At 59.1% G+C, this 14,657-nt stretch carries 11 protein-coding genes and 1 pseudogene; 7 read left to right on the forward strand and 5 right to left on the reverse strand.

Features of this window, described 5'->3' with window-relative positions:
- Both istA and istB read left to right on the forward strand, forming a co-directional pair.
- Nucleotides 1-1,414 (forward strand): IS21 family transposase (gene istA, locus QY049_RS29880; RefSeq protein WP_301270372.1); only part of this gene is annotated, 1,414 nt, incomplete at its 5' end.
- A complete protein-coding gene (gene istB / locus QY049_RS29885) occupies nucleotides 1,411-2,223 on the forward strand; it encodes an IS21-like element helper ATPase IstB (RefSeq protein ID WP_206736872.1) in 813 nt (270 codons plus the stop codon). The genes istA and istB, both read left to right, overlap by 4 nt.
- Nucleotides 2,224-2,929: 706 nt before the next feature.
- Here istB and QY049_RS29890 read toward each other — a convergent pair.
- Both QY049_RS29890 and QY049_RS29895 read right to left on the reverse strand, forming a co-directional pair.
- Nucleotides 2,930-3,136 carry a cold-shock protein gene (locus QY049_RS29890; RefSeq protein ID WP_128929882.1) on the reverse strand — a complete coding sequence of 69 codons (207 nt, stop codon included), beginning with the start codon at nucleotides 3,134-3,136 and terminating at the stop codon, nucleotides 2,930-2,932.
- Nucleotides 3,137-4,271: 1,135 nt separating this feature from the next.
- Nucleotides 4,272-4,505, reverse strand: a complete 234-nt coding sequence (locus tag QY049_RS29895; protein WP_232995634.1) for a hypothetical protein — start codon at nucleotides 4,503-4,505, stop codon at nucleotides 4,272-4,274.
- A 341-nt stretch (nucleotides 4,506-4,846) separates the two neighbouring features.
- On the opposite strand from QY049_RS29895, the pseudogene QY049_RS29900 reads away from it, so the two are divergent.
- Nucleotides 4,847-5,075: pseudogene (locus tag QY049_RS29900) on the forward strand (transposase); the annotation flags it as partial.
- Between the two features lie 579 nt (nucleotides 5,076-5,654).
- Here the strand turns inward: QY049_RS29900 and rpoN are convergent.
- On the reverse strand, nucleotides 5,655-7,259 hold the full coding sequence (gene rpoN, locus QY049_RS29905; RefSeq protein WP_128929881.1) for an RNA polymerase factor sigma-54: 1,605 nt from the start codon (nucleotides 7,257-7,259) through the stop codon (nucleotides 5,655-5,657).
- 1,262 nt (nucleotides 7,260-8,521) lie between these two features.
- Here rpoN and QY049_RS29910 point away from each other — a divergent pair.
- Entirely contained in the window at nucleotides 8,522-9,607 is a 1,086-nt protein-coding gene (locus QY049_RS29910) for a uridylate kinase (RefSeq protein ID WP_237867293.1), read from the forward strand.
- A gap of 580 nt (nucleotides 9,608-10,187) precedes the next feature.
- On the opposite strand, the gene ectB is transcribed toward QY049_RS29910, so the two are convergent.
- Both ectB and QY049_RS29920 read right to left on the reverse strand, forming a co-directional pair.
- Nucleotides 10,188-11,468, reverse strand: coding sequence for a diaminobutyrate--2-oxoglutarate transaminase (ectB, locus tag QY049_RS29915; protein WP_128929879.1), 1,281 nt, complete (start codon nucleotides 11,466-11,468; stop codon nucleotides 10,188-10,190).
- 445 nt (nucleotides 11,469-11,913) lie between these two features.
- The gene (locus QY049_RS29920) at nucleotides 11,914-12,639 is read right to left on the reverse strand and encodes an outer membrane protein (protein WP_128955124.1); all 726 of its coding nucleotides are present in this window, start codon (nucleotides 12,637-12,639) and stop codon (nucleotides 11,914-11,916) included.
- A gap of 866 nt (nucleotides 12,640-13,505) precedes the next feature.
- Here QY049_RS29920 and tnpB point away from each other — a divergent pair.
- From tnpB to QY049_RS29930, 3 genes are all read left to right on the forward strand, one after another.
- On the forward strand, nucleotides 13,506-13,772 hold the full coding sequence (gene tnpB, locus QY049_RS39145) for an IS66 family insertion sequence element accessory protein TnpB (protein ID WP_367401008.1): 267 nt from the start codon (nucleotides 13,506-13,508) through the stop codon (nucleotides 13,770-13,772).
- Nucleotides 13,773-13,841: 69 nt separating this feature from the next.
- Nucleotides 13,842-14,243 carry a transposase gene (locus QY049_RS29925; RefSeq protein ID WP_232995633.1) on the forward strand — a complete coding sequence of 134 codons (402 nt, stop codon included), beginning with the start codon at nucleotides 13,842-13,844 and terminating at the stop codon, nucleotides 14,241-14,243.
- Nucleotides 14,240-14,473, forward strand: coding sequence for an IS66 family transposase zinc-finger binding domain-containing protein (locus tag QY049_RS29930; RefSeq protein WP_232995632.1), 234 nt, complete (start codon nucleotides 14,240-14,242; stop codon nucleotides 14,471-14,473). Before QY049_RS29925 ends, QY049_RS29930 begins: the two co-directional genes overlap by 4 nt.
- The last annotated feature ends 184 nt before the right edge of the window (nucleotides 14,474-14,657 follow it).

Genomic DNA, 14,657 nt, shown 5'->3' on the forward strand with positions numbered 1-14,657 from the left:
GTCGACCGCCTATCGGATCGAGAGAGATCCCCGATTTCCATCGCAAAGGAAGGCGCCCCGCGGCCGGCAACGACCGGACCCGTTGAGCGAGGTGTTCGAGACCGAGATCGTCCCGATCCTGAAGGCGGCACCTGGCTTACGCCCGGTGGCGGTGTTCGAGGAGATGCTACGGCGTCATCCGGATCTCGGCATCGGTATCCGTCGTACCCTGGAACGTCGGATCCGTGCATGGCGGGCGGTCCACGGCGAGGAGCAGGAGGTGATCTTCCGCCAAACCCACGAGCCTGGCCAACTCGGCCTCTCCGACTTCACAGACATGGACGAGTTGGGTGTTACGATCGCGGGTGCTCCGTTGGATCATCGTCTCTATCACTTCCGTTTGGCCTATTGCGGGTTCGAGCACGCCCACGTCGTGCTTGGCGGCGAGAGCTTCGTCGCCCTGGCGGAAGGCCTGCAGAATGCCCTCTGGTCGCTCGGTGGGGCGCCGCGGGAGCATCGGACCGACAGTCTGTCGGCCGCATTCTGCAATCTCAATCGTGATGCACGGGACGATCTGACGCAGCGATACGAGGCCCTTTGTGCCCATTACGGCATGCGGCCTTCCCGCAACAATCGAGGCGTTGCTCACGAGAATGGTTCGATCGAAGGGCCCCACGGTCATCTCAAGCGAGCAATCGCGGATGCCTTGCTGCTGCGCGGAACTATCGACTTCGACGATCTTGCCACCTATCGCGGCTTCATCGACGAGATCGTCAGCCGCCGCAATGCCCGCAACGCCAAGCGGATCGATAGCGAGCGCGTGGTGTTGCAGGAGCTGCCCGATCGGCGCACCTCCGACTACGAAGAGGTGATCGTCCGCGTGACCTCGTCCGGCGGCTTCACCCTGCGCAAGGTGTTCTACACGGTGCCATCGCGCCTGATCGGTCACCGACTGCGGGTGCGCCTTTACGACGATCGTCTCGACGTGTTCGTCGGGGGCACCCATCTCGTCACCTTGCCGCGTGGGCGGCCGCATCCCAATGGCAAGTACGACCAGGTCGTCGATTATCGGCACGTGATCCATTCCCTGCGGCGCAAGCCGATGGCACTTCTCAATCTGGTCTACCGAGATCAGCTGTTCCCGCGGGATGCCTATCGGAAGACCTTCGATCGCTTGCGCGAACGCTTGCCGGACAAAAAAGCCAGCCGGATCATGGTCGATCTCCTCGCGCTCGCTCATGAACGCGGCTGCGAGGCCGAACTCGCCGATCAGCTCACCGCCGATCTCGAGGCCGGCCAACTGCCCGACCTCAACCGGCTACGTGCTTACTTCGCCCCCGATCCCGCCAACCTGCCGAACGTCGTGGTGCAGCTCGTGCCGCTTGCGACCTACGAATGCCTCATCGGTGCCGCCGAGACCGGAGGTGCCGCATGAGCGTAACGAACACGGTTGATGCCGCGCGCCTCAATCTGCTGCTCAATGAGCTCCGTCTGCCTGCCATCAAGGTGCTGTGGGCGCAATTTGCCGAACAGTCCGACAAGGAAGGCTGGCCGGCCGGCCGCTTCCTCGCGACCATCGCCGAGCACGAGATTGCCGAACGCGGCCGCCGTCGGACCGAACGACACCTTGTCGAAGCACGTTTGCCCACCGGAAAGACCTTCGACAGCTTCGACTTCGAAGCCGTGCCGATGATCTCAAAGGCGCAGGTGATGGCGCTCGCCGCCGGTGACAGCTGGCTGGGCAAGGGCGCCAATTTGCTGTTGTTCGGCCCGCCCGGCGGCGGAAAGAGCCACTTGGCGGCAGCGATCGGCCTGGCCCTCATCGAGAACGGATGGCGCGTCCTCTTCACCCGGACCACCGATCTCGTGCAGAAGCTCCAGCTAGCGCGACGCGAGCTTAACCTCGAGGCGGCCATCAATCGTCTCGATCGCTTCGATCTCCTGATTCTTGATGATCTCGCTTACGTCACCAAGGATCAGGCCGAGACCAGCGTGCTGTTCGAGCTCATCAGTGCACGCTACGAGCGCCGCTCGATGCTGATCACCGCCAATCAGCCATTCGGCGAATGGAACAGGGTCTTCCCGGACCCCGCCATGACCCTGGCCGCTATCGATCGCCTCGTTCATCACGCCACCATCGTCGAGATGAACGTCGAGAGCTATCGCAGACGGACCGCCCTCGAACGAAAACGCGGTCCCGGACGGCCGCCATCGCACGCGACACCCAAAACCGTCGCTGATTGACGCTGCGCGACAATCAGAGTTCAACAAAACTCTTGCGCGCGACAATCATCGCGGCAATCATCATCAGGCCGCGACACGCCTCGCCATCCTGATTGCCGCGCACTTCCTACCCAGATTGCCGCGCTACAGCCTAGATCAAGCCCCCATAGTTACACGCTCACAAGACGTGGCTTCGTTCGATCCAGCGTCAAATAGGTCCCGTGCTGGACTTGCGGCGAGATCTGCGAGCGAGCGTCGACAATGCCGGCTCATACGAGGAGTCCCCACCGCGCCCTGCCTCCCGCCCTGGCACCGATACGCTCGACCAGCGCTCTTCACACGCGGCCGGGCCGAGTTCTTACTTGAAGAGCGTCGCCCACAGGCAGCCGACCATCTCGCGTGCAATGGCGGTGGTGACGATCACCCCGGCTTTGCTGGCCGCCGACAAGGGGTGATAGAGGATGCACAGCTTGACCTGGGCTCTTTGCCCGCTTGTTGATTGGTCGGCGCGATTAGGATGATCCCTAAGTTGCGAACTTCCTCGCCGCGCACTCCTTGGGCCATCGCAACCGAAATCGTTGCCTTGTGTACATCCAGCCCTACGAAAATGCTATGGTTCATCAGGCCCGCTCCCCATGCTTGGGGTTCGGCGCCGGACCATCCGGCGCAACCCTCGATAGGAGCTTGCCGCGGGGCCGCCCGTCACCTCACAGGGCGGACAAAGGGTCTAGGGGATGCTGAGGTCCTCTGCAAAGGTTCGGCCTGCCGCACTGGTCCTGAGCTCGTAGCAAATTCGTATGCCTTCGGCTAAGTCGCTTCTTCCGGCTTTTGCGACCGCGCTGGCGTGTACGAATACGTCCGGACCTCCGTCATCCGGTCTGATGAAGCCATATCCCTTTCTTGCGTTGAACCATTTCACGATACCTGTTGCCATGTGTCGAACTCCGGCGTCTTCAAAAGCTAACAAAAAGTACGCACTCAGCCAGCGAAGCTCATGCCGCACGCAAGGGCGCTGTAGAACAATGTAAGATTGCGAAAGAAGGTAAAAAGCCGTCGGTATGCCATACAATTGCGTATCTCACTTGATGCGCTCGCTTGTGCTCCATGAAAAGTGCGATCGCGGCGCGACAAGATTGCGGACTTTGGTGCACTGTCAGCTTGCCGTTGCTCAACGCAAGGCGTCATTATCGCATGTCCGAGCGACGCAGGTTGGAAGAAGAGTGAAAGGTGGTGGTGACCGTCATTCGCCGTCAGGCGCACCGCTCGGCGCAAAGCGGTCGAGCAAGTGCGCCGGTCGGTTTGGATGAGATCTACGGCGGTGAAAGCGGACACGGCGCTAGTGGGGGCAGCTGTGGCCGCTCGCATGGAATCCAAGCGAGAGCTCATGTCGCTACTTCGGATATAAGATGCACCGCCGCTTGCGATTGCAGCGCCTCGGCGCCAAAGTGTTGGCAGAAGTATCCTGACAAAAGTCATCGAGCACCTGTTCTCGCGAGAGACCAATGCATCTATTCTCATTGGCCGTTAAGCAAGTAGCGTGCCGCGCCTTATGACAACGGGACCAACTGCCGACTAGGTTGCTCTGCCGTTTTGGTTCTGGTGATGTAGGAGTGTGGGAGAGACTATGCTCCTGCTCGCAGCATTGCCTCGGCCGCAGAACATTTGGGCCGTTGCCCAGAAGCTTGAGAGTGACGCTCAATCTCCTGAGATAGGTCCTGGCGCTATGAGGGAGAGGCTCTTGCCGCATGTAGGCGGTCCATGACGGTATGCGCGGCAGCAGTTGCAGCGCCCATGCTGCCATCGTTGGACATCTAACATGGGCAGCTGGCGCAAAACTAACAATAATCGTACTGCCTGGTGTTAGATCAAGCGCACCGTTGCTGAAACCCGGCGGACGCGCGCTTGGCCCGACAAGTGGCGCGGACGATCTCGGGGACCGCGAGCAGGCCTGGAGCACTTCGGGATCAGGTGCGCGTGCAGGATCGATTGCACCTCGTTCTTGAGCCGCGCGATGCCGCACGACCTGGTAGCGCCGCGCCGCTAGCCGACGCTTGCGTTCCGTCTCTGCGTCAGGCGTCCGGATCTGCGGCAGGTGCCGCGGGCGCCTGCAGACACGCGAGTGTGCCGGCATCGATCTTGTCGGTCTCGACTTGAGCCTGGGCGATCGCCTTCACCTGATGCGAATTGGCGACAATCACGCGTGCCACGAACGACGCCAGAACCGGCGACACCGCCACTCTGTTCGCGGTCGCTTCGACCACCACCGCATCACTGGCCAGCAGGGTCTTGCCAAAACCGTCCAACGCAGTCCGCGTCTATATCAATACGGCCCGCATGTCGGAGGCTGCCATCCTCCCAAACCACCACCTCTCCGAGGTTCGGACGTCGATGTCAATCACCCGTCGCACTTGCACCTCCTGCCAAATCAGACCACATGACGGGAGCTACGGGCGACACGACAACTACGGATGCGCGCTCTCAGCGCAACCGGGCTGGTCGCAGAGGCGGCCAGCTACTAACCCGAGCTCGTGGCTGATCGTATGCATCGGCCTGCCCGCACCTTGGTGCTCCCGGTGCCTCTCTCCCGATGGTTGCACCATACGCCACTATCTTGAATATCGCAGCGGGACATCGGCACCGAGAAACTCAAATACCGGTTACCAATCCGATCGAGCGCCTCAACGGCAAGATCAAGCGGCGATCCGAGGTCGTCGGCATCTTCCCTAACGGAGACGCAATCGCCGACCTAATCGATGCGACCCTGTCGAGCAGAACGACGAATGTGCGGTCCAGGCGCCCGCTACATGACGCCGGAAAGCATCGCGCCATTAAGCGATGAATTCATCGTCGGTCTGCCCGACGTGGCAGGCTGATGCCTTCCGACCCGCCTGCCGGAAAATCGCAGGTAACCTACCGTCAGCTACACCATGCCCCGGCAGGGTGCTGGCAGCGGAGCTTGCGTCAATTGGATCGAACGTCTCTTCGTTTCTCAGCATTTGAGGCGCGGTATCTACCCGTCGAGGAGCGGCCTAGGCATCAACACGGCGATCTTGTGAGACGAAGTGTTCAAGCGTCCCACAGGATGCTCGCCGATGGCATCTTATGGTTCATCAGTGCAGGGTTGACCAAGCAATTTAGCGGCAGAGCTCCAATCGATGCTTCGGATGCCCTGCTTAAACCAGTCAACCCATTTCTTGCTTATGAAAATCGCGTAGCAGCCTGAGAGAGGATCACGCTCACGCGGGGCCATCGGGGCTGCGAAAGGATGCAGCCGTTGCCCCTGAGCCTAGCAGAACGGCCGTCGGGGCGACTTAACGCCCCAATTGGCCGTCTTCAATCTAAGGGCTTTAGGCGGTTGGGGGCAATCCCCGGCGCCTAGCAAGCTTGATGGTCCTGCCTGACAGCTCAACTATGCGTTTCTCCGCCGCTGTGAACGAAATCCTTCAATAGGATCAAGCCGCCTCCGTACGGTCTGGGGAATTGAGCGGAGTCGTTGAGGAAACATAGCCGAGAGCAGCTTGCTTCTGGCGCCGTCGCTCCACGGACGGAGGGATGCCCATTTTGCCACGGTATTTTGCGACCGTCCGGCGCGCTATATCGATCCCAGAGGAACGCAATAGCTCGACGATTGCGTCATCTGAGAGCACTGATGCTTGGGCCTCGGAGTCGATGAGCCTCTTAATGCGGTGGCGAACAGCCTCTGCCGAGTGAGCCGTCTCGCCGACGGCTGAAGCAATGGATGGTTTGAAGAAGTATTTGAGCTCGAACCGTCCACGATTGGAGGCCATGTACTTGTTGTTCGTTACGCGTGAAACGGTGGACTCATGCACCCCCGCGGCGTCGGCCACTGCTTTCAGATTGAGGGGTCGTAGATGCTCTACGCCGTAGGAGAAAAAGTCATGTTGCTGACGCACAATTTCGCTCGCAACTTTCAAGATTGTGTTCGCACGTCTCTCAAGTGAACTTACCAGCCAGCGTGCATCAGACCACTTATTGGCCAGGTAGGCCTTGTCATTACGGTTGCGCATTTTGCCCTTGAAATCGCGATAATAAACCTGATTCAGCGAAATGCTGGGAAACGCTTCACTGTTCAGCTCGACTACCCAATTGTGGTGATGACCCCGGCGAACAAAGACATCTGGGATCAAAAGTTCCAGGCGCACCGAACCAAACTTATGTCCCGGCTTCGAGTCGAGTGACCGAAGTTCCGCAATCATATCGGCGATGTCCTCATCGCTCTCTCCGCAAACGCTGCGCAGGGCAGGAACCCCCTCAGGTACAAGAGCGAGGTTCTCAACCAGTGCCTGCATCGCTGGGTCATAGCGGTTGCGCTCGCGCAGCTGGATCGCGAAACATTCTTTCAAAGAACGAGCGAAGACGCCAGGAGGGTCAAACGTCTGCAATGTTGCCAGAACGAGATCAACATCTGTTTGCGAGGCCCCCAGCCGTTTGGCGGCATTTCCTAGGTCTTGCGGCAAGTATCCGGCGTCATCGACGAGGTCGATTAGATAGCGTCCGATGAGTCGCTTTGTGGGCGACGTCAGCGCGAGTCCGAGCTGCTCGGTCAAATGATCGCGGAGGGTGATCTCTTTCGGTACGCACGCCTCTAGATTATAGTCTTCCTGACAAGATCGGCTGCGGGACGCCTCTGTGCCGACGTCCAGCCGATCTTGGTCCGAATTCTGAGGAATGTCCTCATCAAATGGCTCGGAATGAAGATCGTCAAGCTCCGGGCTGGGCGCCGCGTCGAGCTCGGGGCGAGTGCCAGGGTCTACGCTCAAGCCGTCTTGTTGGCTATTGTCGAACGCGTCGCTGTCAAGATCACTAGCGTCGTCCGGACCGCTGGCTTCGCTGAAGAGGTCGGTCGTTGTTCCGGCATCCTCTTGCGTCAGCATGTCTATGTCGCGCTCCAGCAATGGATTGCACTCGAGCTCCTCCTCCACGAAATCAGCCAGATCGAGATTAGACAATTTCAGCAGCTTTATCGCCTTCGCCAGGCGCGGCGATAGTACGGCTGATTGCGATTGCCGAACATTCTGCTGATATCCCAGGCTCATTGTAAGGTCTCTCCCCGGCTGATGTACGGCGTCTGTATGCGAGTTACCAATTGATGTTCGGCACGCAGACGGTTGTGGATATGGAAGCGCAAGGCGATCTCCCGCCCTACAGGCGCAGAGTCCCCTCTCGCTCTATCTTCATAGAATGTTTGATGGCCGCCTGTGGGGAGGCCAAGGATGCGGCCTGCTGTTGATAGTCTGGTTCTGGTGAACCGAGACGAGGGCGCCACGACAATGAACTGTCCAGTTGGCAAATAGAATCTGCGTTCTGATTGCCAGAGGCCATAGTTTTTGCCGGGTTTCGCATCGAAGTTGTCGCGGCGACCTACGCCGCAGGCGTGTGTCATCGTCCGGCCTTTCCACACAATACGTTCTTGGCCTGACACGATTGGCGCGCCTCGATTGTTAACAGGCGCAGGACCGGACTGCTTACCGGCGGTGGTCGCTCCAGCTGAAAAAAAGCGAGGGCTTTGTGTCCCGGCGGGGCCCGGGCTGAGGTAGAGCGCATATAATCGCTTGGTGCTGTCCCCGCCGAGGGTGGCATAGGGTCCGGAGCGCTTTTTGCAACGCTCCGCTTGCCGCTGCGGTCGCAGCACCATCTTGGGAACGCGTTCCCAGAGGCGAGCTCTTCCGTGCAAGGCCGTATTTGGCCAAATTCTGGCTCGGCGCAGTGGGTCGCCCGTTCGAGTGAACCGGGCGAAACACGTCGCTCCATCGCAGGTCTGGGGCGGCAAGTGCCGGAGACCGGGCAGCAACAACGCGGCGTGCCGGACATCATTCAACGGACTGAGCAAGAGGCCTCCCGAGATCTGTTCAGTGGAAGCATCAGCAAGAGGTGTGCCAAGCCAGTACGCCGGATGCCGCTCATGTCCCTTGTTGATGATCTCAGGTAGTGATGCAGTACGACGGAGCTCGCTGCGGTGTGTGAACTAGCGGCCCGATCGACCTTTGTGGCAACCGCAACAATCAAGATGGGCGACATCGAACAACGCGGGATGGAGGTCTCAGGCAACTAGCGCGCCATTGTTTAGGTGCATCGTCCTGTGCTGCCGCAACACGCCCAAGCCGCCAGCGAGATGCCGGGCGGCGCTAATCGTGAGCTATCTCGTGGTACAGCTATTGCTGCGACGATGACAAGCCTAGCGCGAGGAGCAGCTCTCAAGAAGCAGCCGGATGTCGAGCGCGCGAAGCGGCTCGTCGTCTGATCTAATGCGGCGCCGGGTGAGTTAAAGCAAGTGATCTCGCACGTTGGGCCACGGCGCATGTCAATCAAAGTAATGAAGTGTGGGGGATCGAGCTTTCGTGATGCGGAGGCGTACCGCGCTGTCTCCAGACATATAGTAGATAGGCTTGCAAATGACGCGCGGCAAGTCGTGGTCGTCGTTAGCGCGATGCACGGCCAGACGGACGTACTGAAGTCTCTAGCGCTCTCTGTGAATGAAATCTGCAGCACCGTTGCCTTGGACACCGTCCTGACAGCGGGAGAAATGATTTCCGCTGGACTTCTTGAGGCAGCATTGCAAAGACACTCGGTGCCGACATCATCGCTCTTTGGCTATTCGATTGGAATCAAGACATCCTTGGTTCTAGGTAGGACGGTCATCGAGGAGGTCGACAACAAACCGCTGCTAAAGGCGCTCGATTATGGCCGCGTGGTAATCCTTGCCGGAGCGCAGGGTCTGGATGAAGGTGGACGGGTCTCAATGCTCGGCCGCAATAGCTCGGATTTGACTGCGGTAATAGCCGCCGATATGGTGGGAAGTGGCGTTTGCGAAGTCTACTCGGATGTCTGTGGCATCTACTCCGCCGATCCGAGGATTGTGAGGCAAGCAAGGCTGCTCCCGACAGTCTCCTATGCCAACGCAAGTCGGATAGCACGCTGCGGGGCGAAAGTGCTTCACCATGGCGCAATCGACTATGCTGCCGGCCGGAGAATAGCCATCTCCTGCAAATCGTTACTGCCGAATGAGATGGCCGGTACTTTGGTGACTGACGCAGGAGGCGGGGTTTGCGTGGTCATCAACCCGTCAGCAACACGGGTTGCATTTCAAAGCGTCTTCGAAAAACGTAATGCTGAAGACGTTTTACGAAGGCTTGGTATCATGTGGATCGATCTCGAGCAGGATGAAAGCCCCGAGGGGTATTTGACGCATGACGCGGAGGCCGCGCTTACCGCTCTGCATCGGGAAGGCATCCACCCCGTGAGGAGTGCGCAGAAGATTGTTGTTTTAGCGCTCACCGGGTCCAAGCCAAAGACATACGAATTGCGAGATCTTGAGGCCGCTTCTTACTGTGCTCAGAGGGTCCATGCAGAGCTCCGCACTAGTGGGGTGGAAGCACCTCACTAGCCATCACCTCCTGATTGGCGATATACCGCGCTGCAGGTCGGGAGAGCCGGCTACTCACCGCGGAAATGAGTCGTCAGCGGCAACTTCACCTCCCTTGTAGAAGTCTTGAGATGGCTTGTCACGATGACCATCGCCGAGCGGACCGATCCTTCGATAAGTGCATTCCGCTACTGGGCAGTTGAGTTACGCAACGCCAGAACGCACGATCTGCCAGGTGCCTGCCAGGCAAGTGATGCGCAACCAATTACCGCGCGCCCAACATGCAAACGGCCTTCGTTAGCCTACTGGTTCTGTAGCCGGGCTCACCGTGAGTGCGGGCGGTTAGCGTATCCGTATCCGAGTCCAGGTTGACCTGGGCCGCAGTGTGATGCGGGTAGGCGACCTGCCCGACGACTAGGCCCGTCCCCAGGGAGCTAGTCGACTGAAGCTGGAACATGTTCAGGGAGAAACAAGAGTTAGACGGTCGTGGTACTCGAAGTGTAGCACCAGCGAGATGCGGAACAGGTGCTAGCCTGCCGCGGTGATCAAGCGTCTGGCGTGAGGCCTCGCCGAGGCAGCGAGGCCCGATGCAGATGTCATGTCAGAGCGGGGCTGCTTCCGCTAAGCTATCTTCAAAGATGTCCAAACCCTTAGTCAGCGTCTCCGGGTCGATCGTTAGCGGAGGAAAGAATTTGATGACCTCGTCCGCCGGGCCGCATCGTTCAATGATGAGGCCCCTATCGTACGCCTTGCGTGCTGCAGTCTCAGCGAGGTGAGTATTTCGGCAATCAAAGCCGAGCGCCATTCCGCGGCCGCGGACAGTGAAGTGGTCTCCATGCGCGCGCGCAATAGCATTAAGCCGGTGACGCATCAGCGTTCCCAGTCGATAAATGCTTTGCGAAAAGATCTCAGTGCGCCAGTAGATATTCAAAGCTGCAGTTGCAGAGACAAGCGCTAGGTTATTTCCTCGAAAGGTGCCCGTGTGCTCTCCCGGTTCCCATATATCAATTGCCTCTTTGATCAACAACATGGATAACGGCAGACCATATCCACTTAAGGACTTCGACAATATTACGACATCTGGTGACAACTCGGCGAACTCAAAGCTGAAGAAATCGCCAGTACGGCCGCAACCCATCTGAATATCGTCGACGATAAATATGGCTCCAATCTCTGCCGCTAGGGCTTGTACGGATCGTAGCCATTCCTTTTGAGCGACGTTGATGCCGCCCTCCCCCTGTACTGTTTCAAGGAGAATGGCGGCTGGCGCATCGATGCCGCTGCTAGAGTCCAGCAATATGTTCCGCAGGTGCTCCGCCGTATCAATCTCATCTCCAAGATAACCATCATAGGGCATTATCGTGACGCCGGACAGGGGGACTCCACTGGCTTCGCGAAGAAAGCGACTGCTGGTCGCAGCCGCGGCGCCGAGACTGAGGCCATGATAACCACGTGTGAATGAAATGATGTTGTGGCGCCCGGTTACTTTACGCGCCAGCTTCAATGCCGCCTCAACGCCATTGGCACCTGTAGGTCCAGTAAATTGAAATCGATAATCCAAGCCCCGCTCACGAAGAATAACTGAGTTGAAAGTCTCCATAAAGTCGACCTTGGCCGGAGTGGCCATATCGAGGCCGTGAACGACAGCATCAGATCCCAGATATTCTGTAATAGCTGCCTTTAGCTGATGATTGTTGTGGCCGTAATTGAGCGCTCCAGCCCCGGAAAAGAAGTCGATGAACCGTTCGCCCGTCTCGCTTAGCAGAAAGGGCCCGCGCGCATGACTAAAGCACGCTGGGAAGAGACGCGAGTACAGGCGAACGTTGGATTCCAACGTTTCTAACGTTCGAAGAGTACGTGAGGGGTCGGCAGAGTTATTCATGATCGCACCTTCACTTTGTCCATGAATATGGCTGGTGCACGTGACATACTCCACCATGCGGAATATTAAACCTCTCAGCGTTGGTAGTCCCTCGTCGAGCGAGGGAGAATCGTCGAGCCGGTGCGACGCTGTTGCGGTTTGGTCAGGAGGCCATTCACTAAGCGCGGCTTGAATACGGCTGGCATGCGCACTGTTGCCGATGCCGGACGGCTCGCCGTGGCAATATCAAGCTTCCAACATCGAGCTTGAGGCGGCGATATAGGGACTCGTCGGAGGCCAGACCGTGATCGCCGGGCGAAGCGAGCCTAATTATACGCAGCCCTCATGGATCAAGAGAGCTGATAACACCTATTGAAAGGCCGACGGCGATACAGGACGATGACCCTGGACAAAGAGCCCCGGCAGGCGCCGGGGCCCTCGATCATTGATTGAGAAACTGAGATCCTTATTTGCTCGCGAGTGGCCAGCCAAACTTGTAGTTGAGGCGGGCGGTGACGAGATCAAAGTCCTGACGAATGCGGTCGTTTCCTAGTCCTGTTGCGAAGCTAACGTCACTAGCCGGCATGAACACGTGGTCGTACTCGATGCCAGCTGACCAGTTCGGTGTTAGGCTAATCTCAAGACCGGCACCGGCCGTACCTCCCCAACGTGTGGTATCCGCGTCGCCCAGAAAGCCAGCCGAATTAGTGATCCGATAAGTGCTCCCTACCACAGCCGCGCCCGCTTTGGCGTAGAGCAGTACGTTGCCGGCCGAATAGCCAATCTGGCCGGTCAGCAAGCCGAAACCGTCGATGTTTGTGTGATTGGTGGTGCCCGGGTTGGCAATGCTAACGTTTGAGCCGCTGAGATCGGCCCAGTTGCCCAGCCCTTCGAGTCCGAGCACGGTATTGCCGAATTGCCAACGATATCCAATCTGGCCCCCTACTGTGCCGCCGGTTGCGTCGTGAGAGCCCTCGGGGATAGAGCCGAGAAAATCCCAGGAGTTATGGCTCGAGCCCCAGCCGCCATTGACGCCGGCATAGAAGCCGCTCCAGTCGTAGAGCGCGATGACAGCCGGGCTGGGCGTCGGCGTATTCGGAAATGCGGGACGCGCGGCGAGATCTGCGGCAGACGCGGACGTCGCAGCGGCCATCGCAAGAATGCTCGCGCAAACGAGTGACTGCTTTTTCATTTCGGTTGTTACTCTCTTTAATGGCCCCCAGTGTGGCCGTTGTATCAGCGCTTACGCGAATTGCTGTACCTGAAGTGCAACAGAGCTCGACGATAGCAGAGCCGAACCTGACGTAGTGTCAGGTTGTGAAGAGATAGTGCGAGCATGGCGCGCAGGCGTCGGAATTCGAGGCGAACGAAGGCGCCTGCGGCGCTCGATGTTGCGTGTTGGCTCGTGTAGCAAATGATAGCTGACAGTGCGTGCCGGCTGCGGCCCGGATGTATACGCCGTTATAGGCTTTTGTTGAATGCGGAACGAGAGCGCGTAAGCGCTTAGCGAGAGCGGATAGCTGTGCGAAGAAGCGTCCGGCTTGGATCGAGGTTTAGATGGGATTAGACGGCAAAAAGGATGTCCATTTGGACGTCTCATCGGCGAGGTCGGTGAGCCGGCTGGAGGTTCTTGGAGGACCTTCGGGGCGCCGCGTGCGTTCGGAGGCTGAGAGCCGCCTCGCACGGCGGCAACACGCCTCGCTCCCGAAACTGCCGTCGCCAATCGTAGATCTGCTAGCGCGTCGCTCCGTGCTTGCGCGCCCCTCGGCCACCGCGACACGGGATAACAGACTCTCGGCGACTTATCCGAGTCGCATCCGACATTCGCGCCGCTGATCGTGGGAGATGCGTCGGAGGAGTGTCAAGTTCCGCGATCAAGCTTGAGACGCCGCAATCGACGATGTCGTGTTGCAGACGGATACGGCGACAGATGGCGAGCAGCTGTCCGGGGTGATCCGCAAGGTGCGAGCGTCACGATGATCGCGGCCGCTGCTGATAAGAGTTACATTGCAACCGGCCGATCGACTTCCACTGTCGCCACGATGGGCTTACGGCGAAGTGCAGGAGATACTTCGTCTTGATCCATTCAGCGGAGGCGCCTTCGCGTTCCGATCGAAACGAGCGGACCGGATCAAGACTTTTGTCTGGGATCGAACGGGCCTGGTGTTGGTGCACAAGCGTCTTGAAGGTTGCAAGTTCGTTTGGCCAACGATCGCAGACGGCGTGATGCGGATATCACCGGCGATGTTCGCGGCACTGTTCGAGGGGCTGGATTGGAGGTTGGTCCGCCCGGAAGAAGCACGGCGCCCCCAGGCGGCGGGATAACTGCGGCAGAATGACTCGGCAGCTATTTTGAGCGTGGCACGCGCGGCGGCGATGTGCTCGAAATAGCGCATGAGCATCGCGGCGCTGCGCGACGAAAATGAACAACTGAAAGCCCTTTTGGCGCAAACGCGGGCGGCCTTGAGCGAGCATCAGGGGGCGCTGGCGGCGTCGGAGGAAGCGCAGCGTCGGCTGGAGGTCATCCTCGGCGAATTGCGGCGCGACAGGTTCGGCGCGAAATCCGAGAAGCTGCGGCCAGATCAGTATCATTTACCGTTGGAAGACGTGGAGATCGCGCAAGGCATCCTGGACGCGGCGCAGGAGAGAGCCGAGGCTGTGATCAAGGGCCGATCGCGGAGCGTACCGGATCAAGGTTCTCATCGCAATCGCGGCTGCTTGCCTGCCCATTTGCCGCGCGTGGAACGGATCATCGAGCCTGCGAGCACGCTCTGCCCGTGCGGTTGCGGACCATGACGAAGATCGGCGAGGACGTCAGCAAGCGCCTTGACGTGATCCCGGCGCAATGGCGCGTGCTGGTCACACGCCGCCCGAAATACATCTGCCGCCGCTACTCCGGCACTGTCGTGCAGGCGCATGCGCCGGAGCACGTCGTACTCAGCGGGCCGCCGACCGAAGCGGCCATTGCGCACGTGATCGTCTTGTCGCGCGGCGATCAGGATGGAAGGCAGCGTCAATCAAGGTGAGAGAGTTTCGCTGGGCTCGTGACGTAGGGAGGGCGTAGCCCGACCGGAGTTACGAGCCCAGCGTCGGCGCGATCCCTAGGAGGACCGCGCCGACTGGTGATCGCGGCCGGTCGGGATTATGCAAGTGGTTCTTCCGCCAAGAGGAATCACTCGCGTGCCCGGCCGACACATCACAGATCACCAG

The organism is Bradyrhizobium sp. WYCCWR 13022, from assembly GCF_030435535.1.
GTDB lineage: Bacteria > Pseudomonadota > Alphaproteobacteria > Rhizobiales > Xanthobacteraceae > Bradyrhizobium.

What these genes read in the sequence shown, in the direction of transcription:
- QY049_RS29890 (WP_128929882.1), bottom strand. Translation starts at nt 3,136, where the DNA reads ATGGCAACAGGTATCGTGAAATGGTTCAACGCAAGAAAGGGATATGGC.
- QY049_RS29910 (WP_237867293.1), top strand. Translation starts at nt 8,522, where the DNA reads ATGTCAATCAAAGTAATGAAGTGTGGGGGATCGAGCTTTCGTGATGCG.
- ectB (WP_128929879.1), bottom strand. Translation starts at nt 11,468, where the DNA reads ATGAATAACTCTGCCGACCCCTCACGTACTCTTCGAACGTTAGAAACG.
- QY049_RS29920 (WP_128955124.1), bottom strand. Translation starts at nt 12,639, where the DNA reads ATGAAAAAGCAGTCACTCGTTTGCGCGAGCATTCTTGCGATGGCCGCT.
- istB (WP_206736872.1), top strand. Translation starts at nt 1,411, where the DNA reads ATGAGCGTAACGAACACGGTTGATGCCGCGCGCCTCAATCTGCTGCTC.
- QY049_RS29925 (WP_232995633.1), top strand. Translation starts at nt 13,842, where the DNA reads ATGAGCATCGCGGCGCTGCGCGACGAAAATGAACAACTGAAAGCCCTT.
- QY049_RS29930 (WP_232995632.1), top strand. Translation starts at nt 14,240, where the DNA reads ATGACGAAGATCGGCGAGGACGTCAGCAAGCGCCTTGACGTGATCCCG.
- rpoN (WP_128929881.1), bottom strand. Translation starts at nt 7,259, where the DNA reads ATGAGCCTGGGATATCAGCAGAATGTTCGGCAATCGCAATCAGCCGTA.